Raw genomic sequence first — 22,294 nt, forward strand, 5'->3', positions numbered from 1 at the left:
TAATTGGCGGCGGCAGCCCTGCGAACATAGCTTCACGCGTTAGTCCAGTAGCTTTGCGTCCCGCCGTTTCCGCGCGGTTTGCCCTTTTACAGTGGGCATGCTATCCGGAACGGGTACTGTTGCCAATAACTTTTGCATGCAGATTTCAATGGAAGAGGTTGCGCTAAACAGCCGCCTATGGCGGCATTGATTTGCGTCAATATTCCTGCTGTCGAGTCGCATTATTCGCCGATGCGGAAGGGTGTAAGTCGTGGGTAACGATTCGAAGTCGCCTGAATGTGCCTCGACGGTGGGGCTCGTCGGCACGCAGCATCGCAGTAATAATGAATGCCTCGCCCCACGCACATTCCGGACATGGCCCTGCAAGACATCCTGACTCTTGAGCTCCTCGATGAGTGCGCAGATGCGCGTACCTTCAGCCGTGGCGAAACTTACTTTCGTGACGGGAGGGTGACGACGCTTGAGGAACGCGACGACGTCCTTCAGGCTGATGTCGAGGGCACGCACCGCTACCACGTCGAACTGTACGCAACGGACAGCGGGGAACTGGAGTTCGCATGCGACTGCCCTGTCGGGCAGGATGGCGGTTTCTGCAAACATGTCGTGGCGGTCGCCATGGCGTGGCTCGCGAGCAGCGGGGAGGGGGCGTCCGACCACTCGAGGACCACGCCGGCCGAGCGGGCGCAGACTGAGGACGAGCAGATTGCGGCTTACCTCGCCACGCTCGACGAGGTTGCTCTGCGCGCGCTCTTGCTGGAAGCGGTCGGCCGGGACGAACTGCTTCGCGACAAGCTTGTGATGGCGGCAAGGGCGAACTCCAGTTCGGACCTCAACGGCCTGCGGGCAGTCGTGAAACAGGCCACTGACACCCACGGTTTCCTCGACTGGCGCGAGGCCGCAAGCTACGCGTATCGGCTCGACGACCTCGCTGAGCTGCTGGAGCGGCGCATCGAGTTCGGGAGCGTTGGGCTCGTCGAACTTATCGAGGAAGCCATTGCCGATGCCGAAGAGGCTTTGCAGCAGATTGACGACTCCAACGGCGAAGTCATTCCTGCCATCAAACGTTTGCAGCGGGTCCATCTCTCTGCGTGTAGCGTTCTGAGGCCAGAACCAGTCGCACTGGCCCGCAGACTGTTCGAATTCCAGATGAACGGGGAGTGGGACACGTTCTCCGAGATTCTGCCGGACTACGTGGAGGCTCTCGGAAAGGAGGGATTGGCCGCCTACCGGGAAAGAGTAGAGAAGGCGTGGACTGAGCTGCCTGCATTGACCCCAGCAGACTACCGCGGTGTTTGGGAATCGCGTCGTCACCGCGTCGAGGACGCAATGGAAAGCTTGGTGGCGCTTTCCGGTGATATCGATGCGATGGTCCGAGTGAAGGCAAAGAATCGCTCGCACCCCGGGAGATACCTTTCACTTGCCAAGCTGTGCCGGGATAACGGTCGCGACGAGGAGGCGTTGAAATGGGCGGAGGAGGGGCTGGCGGCCTTTCCCAATGAGCGCATCGACGACCTGGTTGCGTTCTGCATCGAAGCATACCTGCTGCGAGGGGATGCAGACCGCGTGGAAATCTTGGCTTGGGGGCGCTTCGAGAAGCAGGCGGGGTGCGAGCCGTTCTTCCATTTGCTCGATGTGGCCGACAAGATTTCGCGACGGGATGGGTTACGCGAGCGGGCCATGGCGCATTTGTGGGCGGCGGTCGCGGCGGAGGAGAGCGCCTGCGGGAAAAGACGTGCGCGATGGGAGCGCCCCAAGCGAAGTGACCTCGTCTCTATCTACCTTCGCGAAGCGGACGCAGAGAAGATGTGGGAAGCATTCTGCGGCGGCGAGACCGATATCCGGTTGTGGGGCAAGGTCGCCGCGGCGCGGGGCCGAACGCACCATGAAGATGCGATTGCATTGTACAAGCGGCTGTTGCCGCACGTCGTGGAGCAAGGGAGTCATGGCTCCCGATACGATGCTGCGTTCGACGTCGTGAAGGCGATTCGGATGCTTAGACTTGAGAACAAACAGCGGGTCATCTTCGGGGATGAGTTGGCCGAGATTCGGTTGCAGTGGAAGAAGAAGCGGAATTTTCAGAAGCTGTTGGATACGCTTTGAGGATGAGCTCCCCCTAAGTATGCGGCGAAGTCGCCTCGGGGGCTGTTGGCCCTCTGAATGACCTGTGGGTGCAGCCAAGTACCAAGACATTCAGCGAGCCAGGGTGGCGGTCTAGAGTGTTAATTTTTAGTCACGCCATTGGCAGATTTTTATCTCGTCCATAAATTGCTCTATAGTAAGCTGGCAGAGGTCCTCATCTATAGCCTTGGGGTCTGGATTCACAATTCCCACGGAAATAGCTTCCGCAAGAGCTGCGGCGATTAGCTCCGCGTCGGGCAAATGAGCCTGTTCGCGGGAAGTCAGCCTACAGGCGTACTCATTGTCTTCAAATCCAACCGCAGCGCGATAAGTAGGAAATCTCTCTTGGTGTTCACGATACAGCGCTGCTAGAACCGAATTGCTAGCCACTTCCATCGATAGCGTTGCTCGGGTTGTTTCCTCAGTGACACTTGCAATTTTGTCTGCAAGTAGAGTCTCAAATCCTCTCGGACAAATTGTTATTGACTCTTTTAAGTTCCAATTGTCATACAAAAGCGGATTGGCTTCGTCGTTGTCATTGAATATAAGATTAAAAATGTGCGTGGACTGGTAGTCTTGCGTCTCGCTCGAGTTGGCTTGCATGGGCATGAAGGGCTCCAAGAAAGTAGTTTTAGGATGAAGCTCGAAGGTTGTACTTGTGCGATGAATATTCGCGCACGAAACTTTGACGCCTTCCTATCGTCCCTCGCGGTATGACCCGTACCATTCGAGATGGACGGCATGAATGGCTTCAATTAGGTCTTCGTTGTCTGCTTGCTTGCGAAGTAGCGACAAATGCTTCCGGTCCAATATGTCGTAGGTGTCATCATTGTCCAAGTAGGCGTGGATGGTCGATTGGACGTCATCAGGGTTAAGCGGTTCTCCGTCCAGGTATTGAAACCCTCCTGCATCTCCTGAAATGATTGCGATTCCATCCCGTCCGTTTCCCCCGAGCGCGTAGCTCCAAAGGGCCATTCCGCTGAAATTCTTGGTGTCGCTACGGGGGGACGTTTTGAGATTCATAGAAAACTCAATCAGTTGTTGAGGTGGCAGTTGCATAGCCTGTTGTGATGCGGGCTAATTGTCGGGCTCACATGACGACGCGAGGAACCGGCTTGAGATAAGTGTAGCGAACCGGCCGCGAATCAAGAAAATTGGCGGTTGCTATTCTTAGTGCAATGATTGATTAAGGTGAAATCCGTGCGTCCGTGCAAGAGGATGTGTGTCAGGAAGCGCAATGGCTATCCGTCCGGCTTCACTCAGCCACGAAACTGCAGGAAATCCGATTGGTGGTAAACATGACACTGTCCGCCCCGTGGGGCGGGCAGTGCAGTCGCCAAGCTTATGCTGCGTACTCGGCGAAGGTTGACGCATTTACCTTAGTCAGTATTGCGTTCAGGCCGTCATGCTTACCTTGCGTAAATGCAATAAATGATTCCAGAAACTCGCCTGCAAGCACCGGTTCCTGTTTTTCGAGCAGTCGGTAGACTTCATCGGGCGGAAACGAAAATCCACGTTCGGTGAGGATGCATTTGTTGATAAGACATTCGGCGTAACGGTGACCATCTGCGTATAGGGTCGCGGTCGTTTCATAACTAAAACGGCCCATATCGGGAATATCAATTTCACCGCGCGCCATCCCGGACCATTGATTGCCCGTATGCGTATAGATGCCAGTTATGATAGACATAGGTAATTCTCCGAGGCGTGAATGGTTGAAAGATATCTGAAGTGTTAGTCCGCGCTTCCAAGTGGGAGACCAATGCGCTGGGCAGTTGTTGCGACCGAGGACGGCGAACTGTTCCGCCAAATTTGCTCGAGTGCATCCACGAGAGCAAACCGCTGGAGCAGCGTCAGTGAACGCAGCTTCAGAATGAGGATGGCGACAGGGCTCCCAGTCTCGCGCTGAATCGCGTCAAAGTGGTCAGCAAAATCGGAATCGACAAACTGGATGTCAATGCTGGCGACGCGAGCATTGCAATACGCGTCAAGGAGCATGCTAATCTCAGCCTCTGTGAAAAGGCCACTCATGCACGATTGCGCGGCCTGTAGGAGCAGGAAATATCGCTCCAACGCGGTATCGTGAACTTCAGCAGCAGAGATGCCTCCAGAAGCGCGCCGCTGCATATTGTCGCGAATATAGAGACGGCGGTCAGCTGCGGCGAAAATATCGTATCCTGTCTGCCCGTACTCGGACTTAATAGCGGTGTAGAGGTCGCGCGTATAGAGTTCATCCTCATAGCCGTACATTCCTATTGCCCCGACCTCGCTGAGTGCATGAAAGCCGGTCTGCTCGAGTTGCGAATTGGTCTGAACGTTCATGTCTATCTCCAGATTAAGGTGAAATTGAAACGTGGACTGCTTTGATTCGTCGTTATGAACAGTTTACGGGTGGTTGGATGAGCCGCGAAATTTGGCGGAAATGCATTGCAAGTCATGGAAATATAAAGGAAATATCCGCCAAAGCTGTTTTTCGGTAAGCGCGGCGGTGCCTTAAGGAGGCGCGCAGCGCGTAGTCAAGGTTGGATTCGCTCCTCTTGAGGGCCGATAGCGCTCGGCGGGGGAGCGTCCTCATCACGTGAGACAACCCATGGCGCACGAAACCTGAACAGGTGTGTCATCGCTAGTCTGGACGCCCAAGGTAGTGAGTTCGAGCGCGTCTGGTCCGGTTTTGGATATCTATGCATTTCTTGATTTTGCAAATAAAACTATAGCCGGCTAGAGTATGTGCTGCAAAAAAACTAATGGTTTAGCGCTCTCATCAGGAGCGATGTAGTCATGGCGTTTATGTCGGTCCCGAGCGCTGAGTCTGACGTGGCAGGACGTATCACCGACAACTCCTCCCGCTCGAGCGTCAAGATTCCGACATAATCGGGTAAATATTGATGGTCGTTTTCGTCTAATGGAAAAGTCGTTCCGTACCACAGGTGTGTGCAATATTGCGCACGACGTTGTAGCAACGATTGGGTGTTCGGCGGTCTCACAGCCTGGCGCTGGATTGAAGAAGGTGGCGAGCTTCTTACCTCAAATCCGTGTATCTCCAACGTTTGATAACCGACCTTCCGCGTTAGGGCTACGAGGTCGAATTCGATAGGGACTTCCACTCCCATGACGTCGAGCGGGCGAACCAAGGTGAATATGTGCACGAAATCCAACGAATGGTCTCCGGAAATTTTCCGAAAATCCGTCGTGAGTGCTGCAAGGAGGCTCCGCTCCCCAAGAGTGGAATACTGTGCGTGGTCATCAAGATTAACTGATGGCGGTGTAACACCAAGGCCGCGCGCTGTCCGTCCTTGCAGCACGGGACGATAAAGTTCCCAGAGTTGTCGTAGCTCCTTGCGAGTAATCGACTGATTGATGACGCGTTCGGCGAGCTGAACAAACTTCTCTCCGGGCATAACCCGGGACAGCTTGGCTAGTAGCTCAAGATTTTCGGGACTAACTTTGACGGACAGCGTGTCGAGTGATTCCGTTGAGACGCTTGCTCGCTCGAGTTCTTGCTGCAGTGTGATGTAGTAGCGTCCGGCGCTGAGGTAGCGCCATAAGGTTGCTTCCTTCACCTGGATGGCTGTTGAAAAAGTTCTTATCCACTGTGTGAATGAGTCTGCAGATGCGGCCCAGTAATTTGTCTCGTCAACCCGGGCGAGAAGTCTACTTATCTGACCCCACGTGCGTGGCTCGCCATGGACGATTTCGGCAAGGTCATGATGAATCGCGCTGGTTGTGTCGGATGGGCTCATGGTTTGTTATCTGCCTAATGTAATGACAGTCTAGCGGGCTAGAGTAGTTGGGTCAAGCGCCGTTTTGCTGACGACTTGTTGCTTTCGAAGAGAGCGCGATGCACATACTGAACCACACCTCCGTCTAGTATCTTAGCGCGGGCTCGCTTCATGCGAGACACGTACGCGTTTGCCTGTTAGAACATTTGGGTAGCCGAGAGACAAAGGGTCGCTGCGACCTCCGGAACGGTGGGCGACATTTCCCACATGGTTGGATGGACCGCGTGGCCTGCGAGGACAGTGCAGAACACCCGCTACACTTGCATGGATACCCCTGAAGGTGCGGTATCGGGCGTGCGCGACTGGCCAGGTTGCATGCCCGAAGTGAGCAGGGTCACAGGGCATCTGCGTTTCTTGCCAGGTATGACATCCGACGTTCTGGACTGAATGTCGCCGTGAGTCAGGTGTGCCGGGTAGAAAGGAGAAAAGTATTCCAACTTCTTCCCATATCCCCTGAGTAGAAGCAGGATATGAGAAGAAGTTTAGCGTGGGGACTCAGCACACCTGGCACAGTGAGCGGCGCCTGCAATGGCAGATAACCTGCGAGGTAGCCGGTCGGACCAAGGGCGGCTACCTCGGCTGGTCCAGCTGCACCTCTACGCGGCACGGATGGATTGGGTAAGTACTGTAACGAGACTCGGGACGACTACGTTGCAGGTTCTAACCTGGCCCAGCGCCACGCGCTTTCGGGTTTCAAGAAAAGGTCCAATATCTCGCACCCGTGTCCAGAAGGCAGGGGATGCCATGTGCGACACTCCGTTACGGTCGCACCAGTGGCGGTAATGGCGGTACACGTCGTCCTTCTCCGTGTGCGGTGAGGCCGTGAAGGTAATCGCGCACTCGTCCGCCCATGCCTGTACGGAGTTCGTTGCGGCTTTTGCTTCGTGGAGAACCGCGCGCATCGCGCTCGGCAGTTGAGATTCAAATGCGCCACGCTGCTCTAGTCGCACCAACCCCTCCAACGCCCAGTGCAGCACGCCTGACATCTCTCTCTCGCAAATTTTTCGAACGAGCAGGGGGTCGCGTTCGTGCTCTGGAATTGTTACAGAGAAGGGGACAATATCCCATCGGCGCCAGAATCCGGTCGAGTGGTCGACAACCGTGGGGAGATGGTTGCCAAGCACCAGCCATTTGCCGCGGAGATGGATGCTTATCGGGTCGCGATACTTCCTGTCGACCTGAACACGCTCGCCCGCAATCATGGATTTAAGCAGTTGTTCATTGATGCGTCCTCGTGGGGCCTCGTCACAGTAAATTAGGCTCGCGCCGATGAGTACTGAGAGGCGGAACCCATCGAGGGCGTCGAGCTGGACAGTTTCCGGTTTTCCATGCAGCGCCTGCACTATATTGGCGAGCACCCCCTTGCCGTTTGCCCCGCCCCCTATCCAGAACTGAGCACGCTGATGCCGTGCATCGGAGGTCAAGGTATAACCGATGTACTCTTGAACACGGGCCTGAACTTCGGGGTCGGGCAGTACTCTGTCGAGAAAACGTCGAAAATTTGGGGCGTCGGCTACGCCGGGGTGATAGTCGCAGCTAATGACGTGGCGTAACCCCATACTCGAGGTGGGGGGGATTGTGTAGACCCTGCCTCCGCGGGCGATTACATATCCGTTCCGGCATGGAATAACAGTTTCAGTCGGTGATTCAGGCAGCGCTCCCATCCACAGGATTGCCGCCTTGTGCGCCTTTTTCGCGTTTTCCGGCGACGCGTTTCCACGGTCGTGTTCAACTATCCAGCGGTACGCGTACCGCTCGCCATCCTCGTCCGGTACGCAGGCCCAGTGAGTACCGGTCCAACGATACAAGAGTTGTTTATCACTCGCGTGCATGCCGTCATCGAGTTGAAGCGCATATCGGTGCGGGTCAAAACGCGTGCTCATTGATGACCTCCCAGGACGACGTGGGAAGCTAACCACGCTTCGACATCAACACTGCGCCAACGCAGCAGGCGTGTACCAGGGATATGCAGGCGTGGAGGGACCGCCAGCGGGTTTCGCTTTAGGTCTTTCTTGATAGTTTCAGGGCTTCGCCCAAGGAGTGTTGCTAGTTCGTCGAGGTCAAGCAGTTTCATGTCGTGTGCTCCAGAGGTTAGGGAGCACGTGCGGCAGGTCGGGCCGGCACGTGCCTTCACGTGCCACGGAGTGGCTTGATGTATAGCCTCTGCGCGAAATGAAACGCCCTACGGCACAAAATAAAATTTCGATGTGCCGTTTCGCCTCGTCCTTGCTGGGGAGGGCGATTGAGGAGATGGAAGGAGCGCAAAATTTGAGTGTGGAACCGCTGACATTGGACGTTACGAACTGCGCGTTCTCACCTCGCCGAACAATGTTGAGCTATTGGGGCGCTGCACGTGCGGGAAGTCGGACGGCGTAGGTATCTTCGAGAACCTTCGTGACCCTGCCCAGAGTTCGGTAAATAGCGGGCCCTCTACTCGGCGGAAGAAGTCGACATGTCGCTTGCGAGGTGGGGGGCTAAGTCTAGTAGAGATGCCTATACGTCCTGAGCGACTTTGCTCATGCCTCGAGGACAGCAGATGAAAGACCTGATTTCAGTTTCGCCGGCCGCACTTGGCACCGCCGTTGAACCCTCAATGCAAGGTGAACCCCGGCTAATGGCACTGCTTCGCGCAGAGGCCATGCGCCGCGGCGATTCCATCAGTTACATGGCCAAAGTTCTAGGCGTCACTCATGGTTATATCTCGCTGCTGAGTTCCGGGCGAAGGCAGGTTGAGAATGTGAGTCCGGCCTTCATCGCGAATTGCGCGGCGTACCTTGCGGTTGCACCCATTGTCGTCAAGCTGGCTGCAGGTATCGTGGAACTCGGTGACTTCGTCGACCATACGGCACGTGAAGATGTTTTGCTTCAGCGACTCTTCAGCGATGTGAGGCGCGACCCCGAATTCGGCGCGGTCTGGCCAGGGGGCGAGGAGGAGCTGAGCCGCGAGCAGCGGCGGTTTGTCGCGTATTGCTACCTGCAGGCGATGATGAACTGCGTTGTAATGCCGCGCGACGACGCGAATCTCTTCCGAATCGTTGGTGAATGTCTGGGAGGTAGGAAATAGCTGTAACGCAGTCCCTTTTTCAATCCCGCCGCGAGGCGGGATTCTTCTGTGCGTGGATAACAAGGCTGTACGCGAAGCTGGCGCTCGTCCCATGTTTCTGGCTGCAAAGCGGGCATGCCCTGAGAAGGTATTGATGAGGAGGTCTCTTGCCATCAGGCGCGCATGCGCTATCGTGGCTTCATGTGCAATCGATACGTCTCTGCCGATGAAGCCGCCATTGAGAGGTTCTGGCACATCGGGCGTCACAACCAACCGCGCTGGGCGGCGGATATCTTCCCACGCGTCCCTGGACCATTCATTCGTTCGGTGCGGGGTACAAGTGAACTGGAGCTTGTTGTCGGCCAGTGGGGCCTGATTCCGTTCTTTGCGAGGACTCCAGTGCTCAAGTACTCGACCAACAACGCTCGGTTCGAGGAAATCAGCGAAAAGGCGTCATACAAGCAATCTTGGGCGCGTGGGCGGCGTTGCATCATCCCGGCTTGGTCCTTCGATGAGCCCTGCTGGGAAACGGGGCGCAACGTCTGGTGGCGTTTTCAGCGTGCAGACGATGCACCTTGGGGGTTGGCGGGGCTCTGGAACGCGTGGACCGACCCCGAGACCGGCGAAATCATCGAGAGCTACACCATGCTGACCGTCAATGCGGATGCACACCCGCTGATGTCTCGCATGCACAAGCCTGACCCCAAACTACCTGCGGACCAGCAGGACAAGCGCAGCGTCGTTGCTATTGAGTTTGCGGACCTGTCCAAGTGGCTGACGGGGACGCAGGCGGAGGCTGCAACCCTGGTGCGGCCGCCAAGCATGGAATGCACTGCCGCGACGCCGATGAGCTGAGTACGTAAGGTAGTGCGCGGTGCCCAGGCACAGGACACAACCCTGAGACTTGGGCCCAGAGGTGGCCACGCAAGGCTAAGGCCGCCAGGTTGCCACTCGCGTGAAATCCCTCAGTTCGACATGGCTGACGAGAGGGTGACGAGAAGATGCAGGTTTTCTTCTCACTCTCCGCTCGATTTGATAAGAATACGCCTTTCCTATCATGCAACTGATAAGTTAATGATAAGTTACTGGGCTTCCCTGCGACTCGCTTCCAACTCATCTACGCTCCATTGCTGGCAACACGTTCGCCGCCAGCCACGCCCCCACGTCGGTCTCTCGCCACTGCAGCATACGCGTACCGGGAATGTACAGCCGGGGTGGGACCGCAAGCGGGTTCCGCCGTAAGTGCTTCCTAATGGTCTCGGGACTGCGCCCGAGCACGGGCCGCGAGTTCGTTTATATCCAACAGGTTCTGCATGCAAAGCTCCTCTAGGGGGGCACGCAAGGGGCTGCTGATACCGCGGCGTGCCGGTAAGTGCCGAAAGGCGGCACCACGGCATATAGCTATCGCCGCAGAGGTTCAGGAGGGCTGAGGTAAGCGGAAGGTGGGTGAGGTGATTTGAGTTGGAAGCGTGCTCGGTGGGTTGATGCCCAATCGGTTGACCGGTAGCAGTCGAGCGGGCACGGAGTCAGCTACGGGCCAACGATTCCACGCCACCTCAAGACCCTGCCTGGAAGACTGCTGTTCCGGTCGGAGCCCGTCGTCCATCTCGGCAAGGCCACTCCACGGCTTCGGTGCATCCTCCAGCGGCCCCGCGCCGAGTGAGAAATATTCAACACGCAAGAGCAGGAATCACGACGCTCGACGTTTGTCCGCCCGCTGGCATGGATATCATTTAACGCAAGCGATGTGACGCTCGACGCCTCACCGGAGTGGAGACCATGACACTGCGAAATCGTGTTAACCCAGAAGGCGTCATCGTGGCGCATCCCTCCCGGGGAACCCTTATGGGAACCGAGGATGCCTGCACGACGGGGAAGCGAACATCGTTAGGACGTCTGCGCGTGACGCATGGGTCACATGTTTGCTGGCGTTCAAGGGCCGCCAGAGGCAACTGATGCAGCCAGGTCATTACACGGAACTCTTCTTCCTGGATGAACCAACATCGCTGGCTGCAGGTCACCGCCCATGTGCCGAATGCAGGCGTGACCGCTACAAAGCATTCGGCGCCGCCTGGGCGCGGGCGCACAGCTACGAAAAGCCTCCATCAGTCCGCGACATCGACGCTCAGCTGAAACGTGAGCGTACAACCCGAGTCGGCCGAGATACCGCAATGCTCACGACCATGCCAGATGGGGTTGTCGTGAAGCAACTCTCTTCGAACAACGACTACCTCATCCACGCCGGGAGAGCTCTTCTCTGGGGGTTCGAAGGCTATACGAAAGCAGTCGAACTCAACGACCTCAAAGGGCCCTTCCGCATCCTTACCCCTGCCAGTACCGTCCGCGTTCTATCACATGGATATAAACCGGAACTGCACGCGTCCTGCAAGAGCCTATTGTGTTAACTGCCATCAAGAAGCCACTGCTCATCACAGGTTGAAAAGACGCGATGACCAATCGAACCGGTATCTGAAGCTCTGCCCTCGGGGCGCTCACTGCACTGAGTTTGCCATTATCATTTCTATCTTCCCTGACTTGATGCTGCAGATAGATGAGCGGACCAATCCTTCCTATTGAGCCTCGCGTTGCTGTCCTCGTCGACTGCGACAACACAACCCCCGAAATCCTGGAATACGCACTCAGAGTCGTCGCCCAGTTCGGCCGCGTTGTCCTCCGTCGCGGCTACGGCAACCACAGCACTCTCGCCAAGACGTGGCAGGAGGCGTTGGTTCGTCAGGCTTTCACACCATGTCTTCAGTATCAATACGCCGCCGGTAAGAACACCGCTGACATCGCCCTTGCACTGGATGCCCTTGAAGCGATGTTTGACCAGCGTGCCGACAAGTTTTGCATCGTCACAAGCGATTCCGATTTTGCATATTTGTGTCGAAAGCTCCGCGAGCGAGGCGCGACGGTATGTATCGTCGGTGAGTCCAAGACGCCCGAAGCGTTGCGTAACGCGAGCGACCAGTTTTTCGAGTGGGTCGCACCCGTGTCCGCGGATTCCGAGCAATCAGGTACCAAGGCCATTCACGAAAAAACCGAGCAACCAAAGCCGGCGACAATCAAGCGCAGGCCTCGATTCGTCGTGGAGGCGGTCGCACTACTCGCAGGCAATACGTCCGAAGGGCAGGTGCATCTGAGCTCGTTGGGGCAATACCTCAAGCGTACTGACCCTGGTTTCTCTCCTGCAAATTACGGGCATTCTGGCTTACTTGATATGCTGAAGACTTACGACCTGCTTGCTCTCAAGAAGGGAGACGGTGGTCACTACACAGTCGGTCTACGTTCTCTGGCGGCGAATGTAACTAATGGTGCATCTGCAAATTCGCCCACTCACGTCAGCGCACTGATTGCCGAAGTTGAGGAGTGATTTCGCGGGCACGGTGGTTGGCGCCTAGTCTGCCGCTCAGAGGGCGGCCACGTCGTATTCTTCGACAATTGGGGGTGAGAACTTGGGCCTGACGTTTTCAAAGAGCGTCCGCTTTGGCGCTGTGCGTTTCAACTTCTCTGGTTCCGGCATCGGGATGTCGGTAGGCATTCCGGGGCTTCGCATCGGGACCGGGCCCCGCGGCGCGTACATCAGCGGCGGCGTCGGCGGATTCCGCTACCGGCGCAGTCTAAGCGCGGCTCCGAGCAGAACCCCTGCGCGATTACCGGACGGCCAAGGCGTCCCAGCCCTAGCTGAGGGAGATGTCGCGCCCACCATCGTGAGCACTCAGGAACACGACACGCTCAGTGTCCTGGAACTGACCGATTCGGACAGCGACGGCCTGCTGCAGTCCATGAACGAACAGCGGGGAAAGACGTCCCTCTGGCCTTTTGTCGCAGGAGCCCTTTTCCTTTTGTATTTCCCCCTGACAAGCGCGATGGATACTTGGCCGGGCGCGGTCCATTTCGCACTGGCTGCAGTCATGACGGCCGTCGTCGGGTGGGTGTACTGGCAAGACAAGATGCGGAAGGTGACGGTGCTCTTCTTTGAGCCGGATGCCACCGCCGCCGACCACTTCGATGCACTCAGTAGCGCGCTTTCCAGCGCTGCGTCCATGCGCAAACTAAGAGCCGTGGTGAGCACCTCGCGCTACGCTGACCGCAAATACTCAGCAGGTGCCAGCGAAGGTCTGAAGTTCTCGCAGGCATCTCTGAGCTTGGGACAGGGGCCGGGTGTGGTGGCGAACGTCGATGTGCCAGTGGTGAAGACAGGGCGTACGACACTCGCCTTCTACCCAGACCGAATACTGGCCTTCCAGGGCAAGTCTGTCGGCGCGGTTGCTTACGACAGCCTCTCAGCTGCCGAAGAGCGCACACGCTTCATCGAGCACGAGTCAGTCCCAGGCGATGCCCAAGTCATCGACCGTACGTGGCAGTACGTAAATCGCAACGGTGGCCCCGACCGTCGCTTCAAGAACAATCGCCAGCTGCCAATCTGCGCCTACACCCAGTTGAATCTGTCAACACAAAGCGGACTAGACATTCGGCTACTAGGCTCTCGAGAGCGTGGATTTGAGCCTTTCGCAACCGCACTGTCCCGGATGGCATGACAGGTGTTCTAGTTAGTCGTCTGGCTTGTACAAGGAGTAAGCGTGGAGCCTAAGAACCAGGTCACCCGGTGGCAGCGTGATTTCGAGCGGTTCCTGCCGCTCAAGAGCCAGTTCGTTCTGTCGGGCAATGTGCGGGACCTTCAGGTTGTTGAAGTGCAGCCAGGGGTAGTTACCGCTCAGCCTTTGAATCAGTGTGTCGCCGCGGCACTCAAGCGTGCTGGCTACGCCAACACCATCCTGTTCCAACCACTCGCCGGCTTCAGTGTAGTGTCTGCCACTGGTGAAGCAGCGAGCGCAGCTGCTGGCTTGTTGCAGGAGCTTGGCGTGACTGCTGAAGGTGGCCAAGGCAGGGCGGGGGCCGAATTGCTTGCAAGCGCGCTGGACAGAATCGTCAAGCGGCAAGGAGAGCCGGTCGCACTCATCGTCGATTTTGCTGCACGCCTGCTTACCCGGCCCACGGACCCGACGGCGGCAGAGCACCACCTGTTCACGCAGGCTCTGGTGCTTTCCCAGCAGGCGGCTCCTCGGCCGGCGGGCATCGACCGGCGGCCGTTCTTCAACACGGTCATCTGGATTGTGGAGAAGGAGGGTGACCTTCCGGACTGGTTCATCGTGGGAAACCCGCGCCTTCGCCACATCCCAGTGCCCCGACCAGATAACCGAGCGCGGCGCGCACTCGCGCCGGCGCTTCTCAAGCCGCTCGGGGGGGCCGCACAGGCCGCGCCGGAAAGCCTGAAGAAGGCTCAAGACGAGTTTGTCGATGGCACTGAGGGAATGCTTCTGGTCGACGTGAACGCGATTTCAGTCCTGGCGCGCGTTGAAGGCGTCCCTTTCGACAAAATTGCCGACGCAGTTCGCCGCTACAAGGTCGGAGTCACCGAAGACCCGTGGCTGCAAATCGGTCGGGAGAAGATTAAGAACGCCGAAGCCTTCATCCGGCAGCGAGTCAAAGGGCAGCCCGATGCGGTCGTGCACATGCTCGACATCGTCAAGAGAGCTGTGATGGGCGTTGGCGGTGGCAGACGCGGCGGACGGCCACGCGGGGTCGCATTCCTTGCCGGGCCGACCGGTGTCGGCAAGACTGAGCTCGCGAAGACCATTACCAGCCTTCTGTTTGGGGATGAGAGCGCCTACATCCGCTTTGACATGTCCGAGTTCAGCGCTGAGCATGCGGACCAGCGGCTGTTGGGCGCGCCTCCTGGGTACATAGGCTACGACGCTGGAGGAGAGCTCACGAATGCGATTCGCGAGAAGCCGTTCAGCGTGGTTCTCTTCGATGAAATCGAGAAGGCGCATCCACGAGTCCTAGACAAGTTCCTCCAAATCCTGGATGACGGCGTGCTCACTTCGGGACGTGGCGACCGGGTGTACTTCTCGGAGGCACTCATCGTGTTTACGTCGAACCTGGGCATCTACAAGATGACTGATTCGGGTGAGCGCGAACTCAATGTCTCTCCGCAAGAGCCCTACGAAGCAGTCAGGCAGAAGGTCGAATCCGAAATCGAGCGGCATTTCAAATTCGTGCTGAATCGCCCGGAGATTCTCAACCGCATAGGCGAGAACATCATCGTCTTCGACTTCATCCGGGAGGACATCGCTGGCGAGATTTTCCAGCAGATGGTGGCCAACACCCTCGCAGACTTGAAGTCGCAAGAGCTCGAAGTGTCCCTTGCACCTGAGGCGATGACCAGCCTTCGGGCGCTGTGCCTGGCAGACCTATCCAACGGCGGCCGTGGCATCAGGAACCAAGTGGAGGCTCACCTTCTGAACCCTTTGGCCCGCGCGCTTTTCGACGCCGATGCTGCTCCGGGCAGCTCGTATTTGGTCAGCGGTCTGCAGGCTGGCCAGCTTTCACTGGAAAGTGCTGCTCGATGAAACTCGCTCTTTCGCGCCTGCACTTTCCGGTAACCACGCTGGGTCCTGGGCGGAGGCTCGGGATATGGGTACAGGGATGTTCCATCCGCTGCCCAGGATGCATCTCTTCAGACACTTGGGCGAAAAGGGCTCCAGATGTAGAAGTCGCCGAGTTGCTCGAAGCCATCCGGCCGTGGCTCCACGAGTGTGATGGCATCACGATTTCTGGTGGCGAGCCATTCGAGCAGCTGGAGGCGCTCGAGCAGCTTCTCCATGCGATTCGCCAGTTGTCGGGGGTGAGCGTCCTAATTTACAGCGGGCTGCCGCTCGAAGAGCTTGCGAGCTGTAATGTCGTGAAGCAAGGACTAGTCGACTGCCTCATCTCCGACCCGTTCGACGTGAGCATGGGACAGACGAAGTACCTCCGAGGCAGTGACAACCAGCGTATGACGTGCCTGACAGCGCTTGGGCATGAAGTGTTCGGCTCTTTGGACCGACACGCTACAGACGCTGACCGCCGGCTCGACGTCATGTTCGGCGGGGATGGCGAGGTGTGGCTCGCAGGGATTCCGAGTAGAGGAGATATGGCTCGCTTGCAGTTGATTCTTGAAAACCGAGGAACGTACCTGAGGACGACGGAGGCGCGTTCATGACTGACCTTGTTCGCTACTGCCCGAGTTGCTACACGGAACGTGCCGTCCATGAAGTCTCGTGTGAAGGTGTCGTCGACGGTCATCAATGCAATTGGCCATTGCTGGAAGTTCAAATCACCCCCGCAGGGTGGCGCCCGACGGAGGTCATTCCCGCGGAGTCGACGCCGGCCGGAATTTCGCCGGTCGGGCTCGTTTGCACGAACGGCCACGCGTTGGAGGTAGGCGACTTCCTCTGCTCAGTCTGTGGGGCTGAAGCAGCCGCCGGAAGTGAAGCGACGGAAGGAGAGGAGTCAGTTACTCCTGCTACTTCAGAGACCGTTATCGCCGGGTGGCGGGTGCTTCGGCAAGTCAGTTCCAGTGCGGGGCGGCGTGACAGGTATCTGGTCGAAGAGGATGCAGGAGAGCGAAGGGGCATGCTCACCCTGTATCACCATGGCTGGGAGCCGGATACGACTGTCTACGATGCTCTTCGCCGCGTATCCCTGGAGCATGTGCCGCAGATTCTGGCAACGGGTCGCTGGGAAGACCGCGCATATGAAGTCGCGGAGGAGCTGACGGGTGGAACTTTGGCCGACTTGGGCGTCGTGGCCACCGACTCTGCGAGCGTGCGACGTATCGCCTATGAGCTTGGCAAGGCCCTCGATGCGCTTGCCGAGGTCGGACTACGGCACCGTGACATCAGGCCAGGAACACTCTTGGTGCGCAACCGCGACCCACTGGATTTGGTCATCGGTGGCTTCGGCTCTGCACGCTTGTCCGAGTACGACCTAGACATTGTCTCGCCCCTTGAGGTCACCAGATACACAGCTCCTGAAGCCGTTGCCGGTGGAGTAGCTGCGGCATCCGACTGGTGGAGTCTCGGCATCGTCTTGCTGGAACAGGTCACCGACGGCCGTTGCTTCGAAGGCATCGAGCAGCAGGCGTTCTTGATTCACGTGCTTGCCAACGGCGTACCGATTCCGCCGGATGTGCCGCAGGAGGTGGCGCTGCTCCTTCGCGGATTGCTCGCTCGGGACCGCCACAAGCGCTGGAGGTGGAATGAGGTTCAGGCTTGGCTGGATGGCCAGTCACCCGAGGCACCTGAGGCCAGCGTTGAGAACGCCGGTGGGGCAGAGGGGCCGGCGCTGACCCTGGGCGGAAAGCACTTTCGAACGTTGTCTTCCTACGCCTTGGCGGCAGCGGGCGCCGATGCCTGGGAAGAAGCTCGAGACCAGCTTGTGCGAGGCGTTATCACTGATTGGGTGCAGTCCAAGGGCGCGCTGGCCCAGCAGGTTGCTGGACTTAGGCGAATCGTGAGGGACACGTCCGTCACGGACGACTGGCGACTGCTCGTCGCTCTCAAGGTGCTGAACCCGGACATGCCGCCCGTGATGAAGGGCGCCATCGTCAGCCCGAAGTGGCTTCTGGAGAGCCCGCTTGAAGGCTACGACCTCATTTGTGGACCTGTGCCGGACTTGCTCCACGAGCTGGACCAGGACAACTGGCTGCTGCGCCTTAGGGTGAGGGCTGCAGCCGTACGCGAGCGCGCAGACCAACTCGGCATCGACCTAGAGGAAGACACGCTACGCGTCTATCTCCTGAGTACATCGAGGGCTCGACTCAGCGCCGAGTGGGACAGCCGCCGTCGCGTGTTCCCGGATTCCGAGCATCTGGGGCTACTGAACCTACTTGAGCGTCGCAGCCTGAGCGAAGAGGACCTCATCGTGGTGCTCAGCGCAGCACCCAGTCAGTTCCGCTCCTGCGACGCTATCGTTGAAGAAGCGCGGCAGCTTGCTGTCGCCGGCGGAGTGGCCACATTCGACGTCAGCGCCGCAGCCGAGGTGGTTACCTGGCCTCGAGGAGAGATTCTCGGAGCGACCGCGGAGCGTGTCGAAGGCTTCGCTCGATGCGGCTATTCGACGTTGAATGACTGGGCAGACCGATTCCGGCTCGAGCGGCGGATGCCCTTGGCGCAGGCTCTGGTACTTCTCTCAGTGCCGCAGGAACAATGGCAGGAGCCGCACCGGCAGCAGTACGTATCTCACTTGCTGTCGTTCTTCGAGAAGAAGGTGGTGACTACGGTCATGCGTGGGCCGCTGGTTCGAATGACCATCGGCAAGAGCACCCCGCGGGTGGACCTGAAGGAGCTCCACACTAGACGAATCGATGCAAGCGGCCTTCTGGAGCACCTGCTCACGCGCACCGCAGATGCCCTGGCGCTGGACCCGGCCGCGCTCGACCCGCTCGGCACCACTGGACACAGGCTGCAGGCACTGGACCGTCAAAGCCAACTGTACAAAAGAGATACGGGTATCGACGGCCTGTATCTCGGGTTTCCATTCCTGCTGACCAAGGAAGCTAAATCTGGCGCGAAGCCGCGGATTGCCCCTGTGCTCCTGTGGCCAATTCGCGTGCACCATGAGGTCGGCGCACGTAGCAACGTCCAAATCTCGTTCGACAGCAACCGAGAGGAGGTGCGCCTCAACCCGGCGCTAGAGACCCTGGTTGGGCAGGAGACGGTCAAGAAGTGGGCAAAGGCGGCCGAGGAGGTCCTAGGGCGTGCCGCGCTTCGTGCCGCCGACGTCATCGACGCATTCGGAACGCTCGCCACCCCGCGCTCACGCGAATTGACCGCATTGCCGGGGCCTAAGTTGGAAGTGCCTGCGCGGAGCATGGAACTCGAGTGCGCAGGCGTGTTGTTCCACATGACCTTCATGGGCCAGGCTATCGGCGAGGAAATCCGCAACTTGCGGTCGCTACCGCCGGCGGGAACGGGCTTGGAAAGCGCCCTGCGCCTTAAGACTGATGAAGCGTCAGCTACTCCGACACCGGCGAGGCCCAAGGAAGTTGACCGCTATTTCACGGTGTTCTCTGACCCGTCTCAAGAGGCCGCAGTCCTTCAGGCCAGGGCTGCGCCTGGGTTGGTGGTTGAAGGGCCTCCCGGCACCGGCAAAAGTCAGACCATCGTCAACATGGTCGGCGACGCCATCGGCCAGGGCAGAAGTGTCCTCATCGTATGCCAGAAGCACGCTGCGCTTGAGGTCGTGCACAAGCGCCTGGTTGCGGAGGACCTTGGCGACCGCATCGTAATGGTCAATGACGTAAACAAGGACAGACAGCCCGTCATTCGAGCCGTCCGCGAGCAGTTGGAGGAGTTGGTGCGGCGCCCTACCGATAACGCGGCGCAAATCAGACGGAAACGGGAGGCAGTTGCGGCGCGTATCGAATCGAACGAAGCCGCGCTCGACAAACACCATGCCGCGCTGCATCAGGTGGATGAATCAGTAGGCCTAAGCTATCGGGTGCTCCTTGGCGAACTCATCGAGTTGGAGCAGGCGGGTGCGGCGCTGGATGTACCTGCATTGCGAACCATGCTTCAGCGCCTGAACATCGGTCAGGTCGCGACGTTGGAGGAGGAAGTCGCGCCCGCGGTACGGCACTGGTTGCCCGCGAAATACGAGGGCAGTTCTCTAGCTCATCTGCAGCCCTTCGCCGCCGACTTGGCGACGCTGAATGATTTTCGCGAAGCGTTCGACAAGTTCGCGCGGGCGGAGGATGCGCGCCATCAAGTTCTGACTACGCGGCTAACAAGCTTTGAGGTGGAGGACCCTAGGCCTCATCAGACCTGGCTCACGTCGTATGGCAGCGAGTTTCTCCAGATGCCGGACGAGCAGGCCGCCTTTCTGGCGAAGTGGCTATTGCTGTTCCGAGGTGCTACTGGTGGCGAGCCAGCGGGTTTGAAGCATATCGAAGACCTTCGCAAATTGCGTGAGGGACTGTCGGCGTGCAGGAGCCAGGACTACGACAAGAAGCTGTCGCCGGCGCTGTGTCGTGTGCCTGCGGACAAGCTCGAGCAACTGCGGGCCTTGGCGGCAGAAGCCATCGAGCCGCTTGGATTCTTTGCGCGACTGAATGTGTTTCGGATGATGCGCAAAGGCAGGGTGGCGAAGTTCCTGCAGTCAGTCGGGGACATCGCCAGTGCAGACCGCATGGTGACGCTGCTTGCTGCCGTGCAGCTGGAGCAGAGTTGGCGTCCGTTACATAAGACCTTGGGAGCAATTCACAATCGCTTGTCGCTCCCCGGCGTGGACGCCGATGCGGGCCCGACCTTGCTGCCGACAGTGTCTAAGACCCTCTCAGCGCTAAAGACTGTCGCTGTGCAAGCCGCCCATCTCCAAGCCGCACCCTGGCCAGACCGCATGGACAAGGCAGCACTGACAGGAACCCGCGAGGCGTTCCTGAAACTCTATGCTGAGTTCGACTCAGCATTCGCTCGTCACCAGGTGCGTACAGACAGTCTCGTTGCGCTTGCAGCGCTGCAGCCTTGGATGCAGCTCACCTGGGCGCAGGATTGCCAGCAGGCTGTCATCAAGAACGATGGCAATGGTCAGCGTATTCAGCCCATTGTGTCGGCGATGCCTTCCTTGGCGGCCTACCAGCTGTTCCGCGGACGCGCTGCCCAGATGTCGCTGCAGGCCATGCAAGTGTTAGCCGTGCTGAGAGGCAAAGAGAGTCAGCTGCTCGCTATCCCGACGGGGGACCTCGATGATGTTGCCAGGCGTATTCTCGCCCGCGAAGCCCGGCTTGCCTGGAAGCAGTTGATGGAACAGAGCGCACCGGAACTCTCGATGGAGCGGCAAGAACTCGCCAACAAGGTCGCCGTTCTCGAGGACCTTGATAAGGAGATGCGGCTTCTCAACCGGCAACTGCTTCAGGTGAACTTCGACATGGCGGCAGTCCGACCCCTGCGCGAGTGGGAAGACATCACCCGGCTGACGGGGCAGCGTGCTCGACGCCTGCGGGAGTTCATCGAGCTCGGAGCCGGTCTGGGCCTCATGAAGTTACGTCCGGTGTGGATGATGAACCCGGATGTTGCAAGCCGTATTCTGCCTCTGAAGCCTGGGCTGTTCGACACTGTTATCTACGACGAAGCGTCGCAGATGCCAGTTGAGTTTGCGCTACCAACGTTGTTTCGCGGCAAGGTCTCGGTGGTCAGCGGCGATGAAAAGCAGATGCCGCCCACGGCCTTCTTTGCCAGCAAAGTGGAAAGCGACGAAGGGCACGTCTTTGACGGGGAGCTTCCAGACGAGGACGCGACACCTGCTGAGATAGATGCTTTCGAAGAGACATGGAATCGGCGGGAAATCAAGGACTGCCCGGACCTGCTGCAGCTCGCCCGAGCCAACCTGCCGAATTCGCGGTTGCAAATCCATTATCGCTCGTCATACCGCGAGCTCATTGGGTACTCGAACGCTGCTTTCTACGCCAACGACTTGAGCGTCCCTGTTCGGCACCCGGAAGACGTTGTCCGCGCCGCCAGACCAATTGAAATGGTGCGCGTCGACGGCGTCTACAGAGAGCAGACGAATCCAGAAGAGGCGCAGCGAGTAGTCGATATCCTCGCGCAGCTCTGGACCGCGCCGGCGGCGCAGCGGCCCTCAGTCGGCATCGTGACGTTCAATCGTAAGCAAGCCGACCTCATCGAAGATTTGTTGGAGGAGCGTGCCGAATCGGACGCCGCCTTCAGGGCTGCCTTTAGCCAAGAGTCTGAACGCTACGAAGACGGCGAAGACATGAGCGTCTTCGTCAAGAACGTCGAGAACGTGCAGGGTGATGAGCGGGACATCATCGTGTTCTCTACCACGTTTGGCCGCAATGCTCAGGGCTCCTTCCTCCGATTCTTCGGCGTTCTGGGGCAGAAGGGTGGTGAGCGTCGCTTGAACGTTGCAGTAACTCGTTCACGGAAGAAGGTTTACATGGTGACTTCGATGCCGATTCCAGAAATCAGCGACCTTCTGAGCACAAGAAGGGCACCCGCTACGCCTCGAGATTTCCTGCAGGGCTACATGGAGTACGCCCGCTTGGTTTCGTCGGGTGAGTTCATTGCGGCCAAATCGCTCTTGTCGCGTATTACGCCCCGGCGGGAGGCCACAAGGGCATCGTCACATGGCGGCGGTGGCGAGGATGCGTTCTACCGAGCCGTGGGCGACTTCCTCCGCTCGCTTGGGCACCAAGTCAAGGCAGCGGAGGACGCGGACGCGTTCGGACTCGACTACGCCATCGAGCATCCACAGACAGGTTTGTTTGCGATTGGAATCGAGTGCGATGCACCTCGCCATCCATTGCTTCAGCACGCGCGGGCACGAGAGGTCTGGCGCCCGCAGGTGCTGGAGCGCTCGCTGCCAGTCCTTCATCGGGTGTCCTGCCACGGTTGGTACCACGACGGTGAGCAAGAGCGTAATCGACTCCTCAATGCCATCAAGATGGCCCTCGACGTCGGTGAAGCGCCATGAGCGGGCCCAAGGTTGTGAGAGTCGTCACTCGCGA

Annotated in this window: 14 protein-coding genes, 1 pseudogene and 1 riboswitch; of the genes and pseudogenes, 9 read left to right on the forward strand and 6 right to left on the reverse strand. The window is 58.5% G+C overall.

Annotated elements, in window-relative coordinates; translation table 11 throughout:
- Positions 1–8: 8 nt before the first annotated feature.
- A riboswitch (cyclic di-GMP riboswitch) is annotated at positions 9–93 on the reverse strand.
- Between the two features lie 261 nt (positions 94–354).
- Entirely contained in the window at positions 355–2,100 is a 1,746-nt protein-coding gene (locus AZKH_RS06730; protein ID WP_051071649.1) for an SWIM zinc finger domain-containing protein, read from the forward strand.
- 126 nt (positions 2,101–2,226) lie between these two features.
- On the opposite strand, the gene AZKH_RS06735 is transcribed toward AZKH_RS06730, so the two are convergent.
- From AZKH_RS06735 to AZKH_RS26715, 6 genes are all read right to left on the reverse strand, one after another.
- Positions 2,227–2,727, reverse strand: a complete 501-nt coding sequence (locus tag AZKH_RS06735) for a hypothetical protein (protein ID WP_015434998.1) — start codon at positions 2,725–2,727, stop codon at positions 2,227–2,229.
- Positions 2,728–3,460: 733 nt separating this feature from the next.
- The gene (locus tag AZKH_RS27200) at positions 3,461–3,808 is read right to left on the reverse strand and encodes a hypothetical protein (protein ID WP_015435000.1); all 348 of its coding nucleotides are present in this window, start codon (positions 3,806–3,808) and stop codon (positions 3,461–3,463) included.
- Between the two features lie 44 nt (positions 3,809–3,852).
- Positions 3,853–4,440: a hypothetical protein gene (locus AZKH_RS06745; protein WP_015435001.1), complete on the reverse strand. Its 588-nt coding sequence runs from the start codon at positions 4,438–4,440 to the stop codon at positions 3,853–3,855.
- A 419-nt stretch (positions 4,441–4,859) separates the two neighbouring features.
- Entirely contained in the window at positions 4,860–5,858 is a 999-nt protein-coding gene (locus tag AZKH_RS27205; RefSeq protein ID WP_156822054.1) for a hypothetical protein, read from the reverse strand.
- A 635-nt stretch (positions 5,859–6,493) separates the two neighbouring features.
- Complete coding sequence (locus AZKH_RS06750) at positions 6,494–7,780, reverse strand: phage/plasmid primase, P4 family (RefSeq protein WP_015435003.1); 1,287 nt, start codon at positions 7,778–7,780, stop codon at positions 6,494–6,496.
- Complete coding sequence (locus AZKH_RS26715; protein ID WP_083903018.1) at positions 7,777–7,971, reverse strand: AlpA family transcriptional regulator; 195 nt, start codon at positions 7,969–7,971, stop codon at positions 7,777–7,779. The genes AZKH_RS06750 and AZKH_RS26715 overlap by 4 nt, the downstream gene beginning before the upstream one ends.
- A gap of 462 nt (positions 7,972–8,433) precedes the next feature.
- Between AZKH_RS26715 and AZKH_RS26225 the strand changes: the two genes are divergently transcribed.
- The 8 genes and pseudogenes from AZKH_RS26225 to AZKH_RS06790 all read left to right on the forward strand — a co-directional run bounded on the left by AZKH_RS26225 (position 8,434) and on the right by AZKH_RS06790 (position 22,260).
- Positions 8,434–8,961 (forward strand): hypothetical protein, encoded by a 528-nt coding sequence (locus tag AZKH_RS26225; RefSeq protein WP_015435004.1) that lies wholly within the window; start codon positions 8,434–8,436, stop codon positions 8,959–8,961.
- Positions 8,962–9,123: 162 nt separating this feature from the next.
- Entirely contained in the window at positions 9,124–9,795 is a 672-nt protein-coding gene (locus tag AZKH_RS06760) for an SOS response-associated peptidase (RefSeq protein ID WP_015435005.1), read from the forward strand.
- 1,696 nt (positions 9,796–11,491) lie between these two features.
- Positions 11,492–12,313: an NYN domain-containing protein gene (locus tag AZKH_RS06770; RefSeq protein ID WP_015435007.1), complete on the forward strand. Its 822-nt coding sequence runs from the start codon at positions 11,492–11,494 to the stop codon at positions 12,311–12,313.
- An 82-nt stretch (positions 12,314–12,395) separates the two neighbouring features.
- Positions 12,396–12,542 (forward strand): annotated as a pseudogene (locus tag AZKH_RS27960) (DUF4236 domain-containing protein); the annotation flags it as partial.
- A gap of 108 nt (positions 12,543–12,650) precedes the next feature.
- Positions 12,651–13,481, forward strand: coding sequence for a hypothetical protein (locus AZKH_RS06775; protein ID WP_231874477.1), 831 nt, complete (start codon positions 12,651–12,653; stop codon positions 13,479–13,481).
- Positions 13,482–13,523: 42 nt separating this feature from the next.
- Positions 13,524–15,356 (forward strand): AAA family ATPase, encoded by a 1,833-nt coding sequence (locus tag AZKH_RS06780; protein WP_015435009.1) that lies wholly within the window; start codon positions 13,524–13,526, stop codon positions 15,354–15,356.
- Positions 15,353–15,988: a 4Fe-4S cluster-binding domain-containing protein gene (locus AZKH_RS06785; RefSeq protein WP_041655987.1), complete on the forward strand. Its 636-nt coding sequence runs from the start codon at positions 15,353–15,355 to the stop codon at positions 15,986–15,988. Before AZKH_RS06780 ends, AZKH_RS06785 begins: the two co-directional genes overlap by 4 nt.
- Positions 15,989–16,401: 413 nt before the next feature.
- A complete protein-coding gene (locus AZKH_RS06790; RefSeq protein ID WP_015435011.1) occupies positions 16,402–22,260 on the forward strand; it encodes an AAA domain-containing protein in 5,859 nt (1,952 codons plus the stop codon).
- Positions 22,261–22,294: the final 34 nt, after the last annotated feature.

The sequence above is a fragment of the Azoarcus sp. KH32C genome (genome assembly GCF_000349945.1).
Taxonomy (GTDB): domain Bacteria; phylum Pseudomonadota; class Gammaproteobacteria; order Burkholderiales; family Rhodocyclaceae; genus Aromatoleum.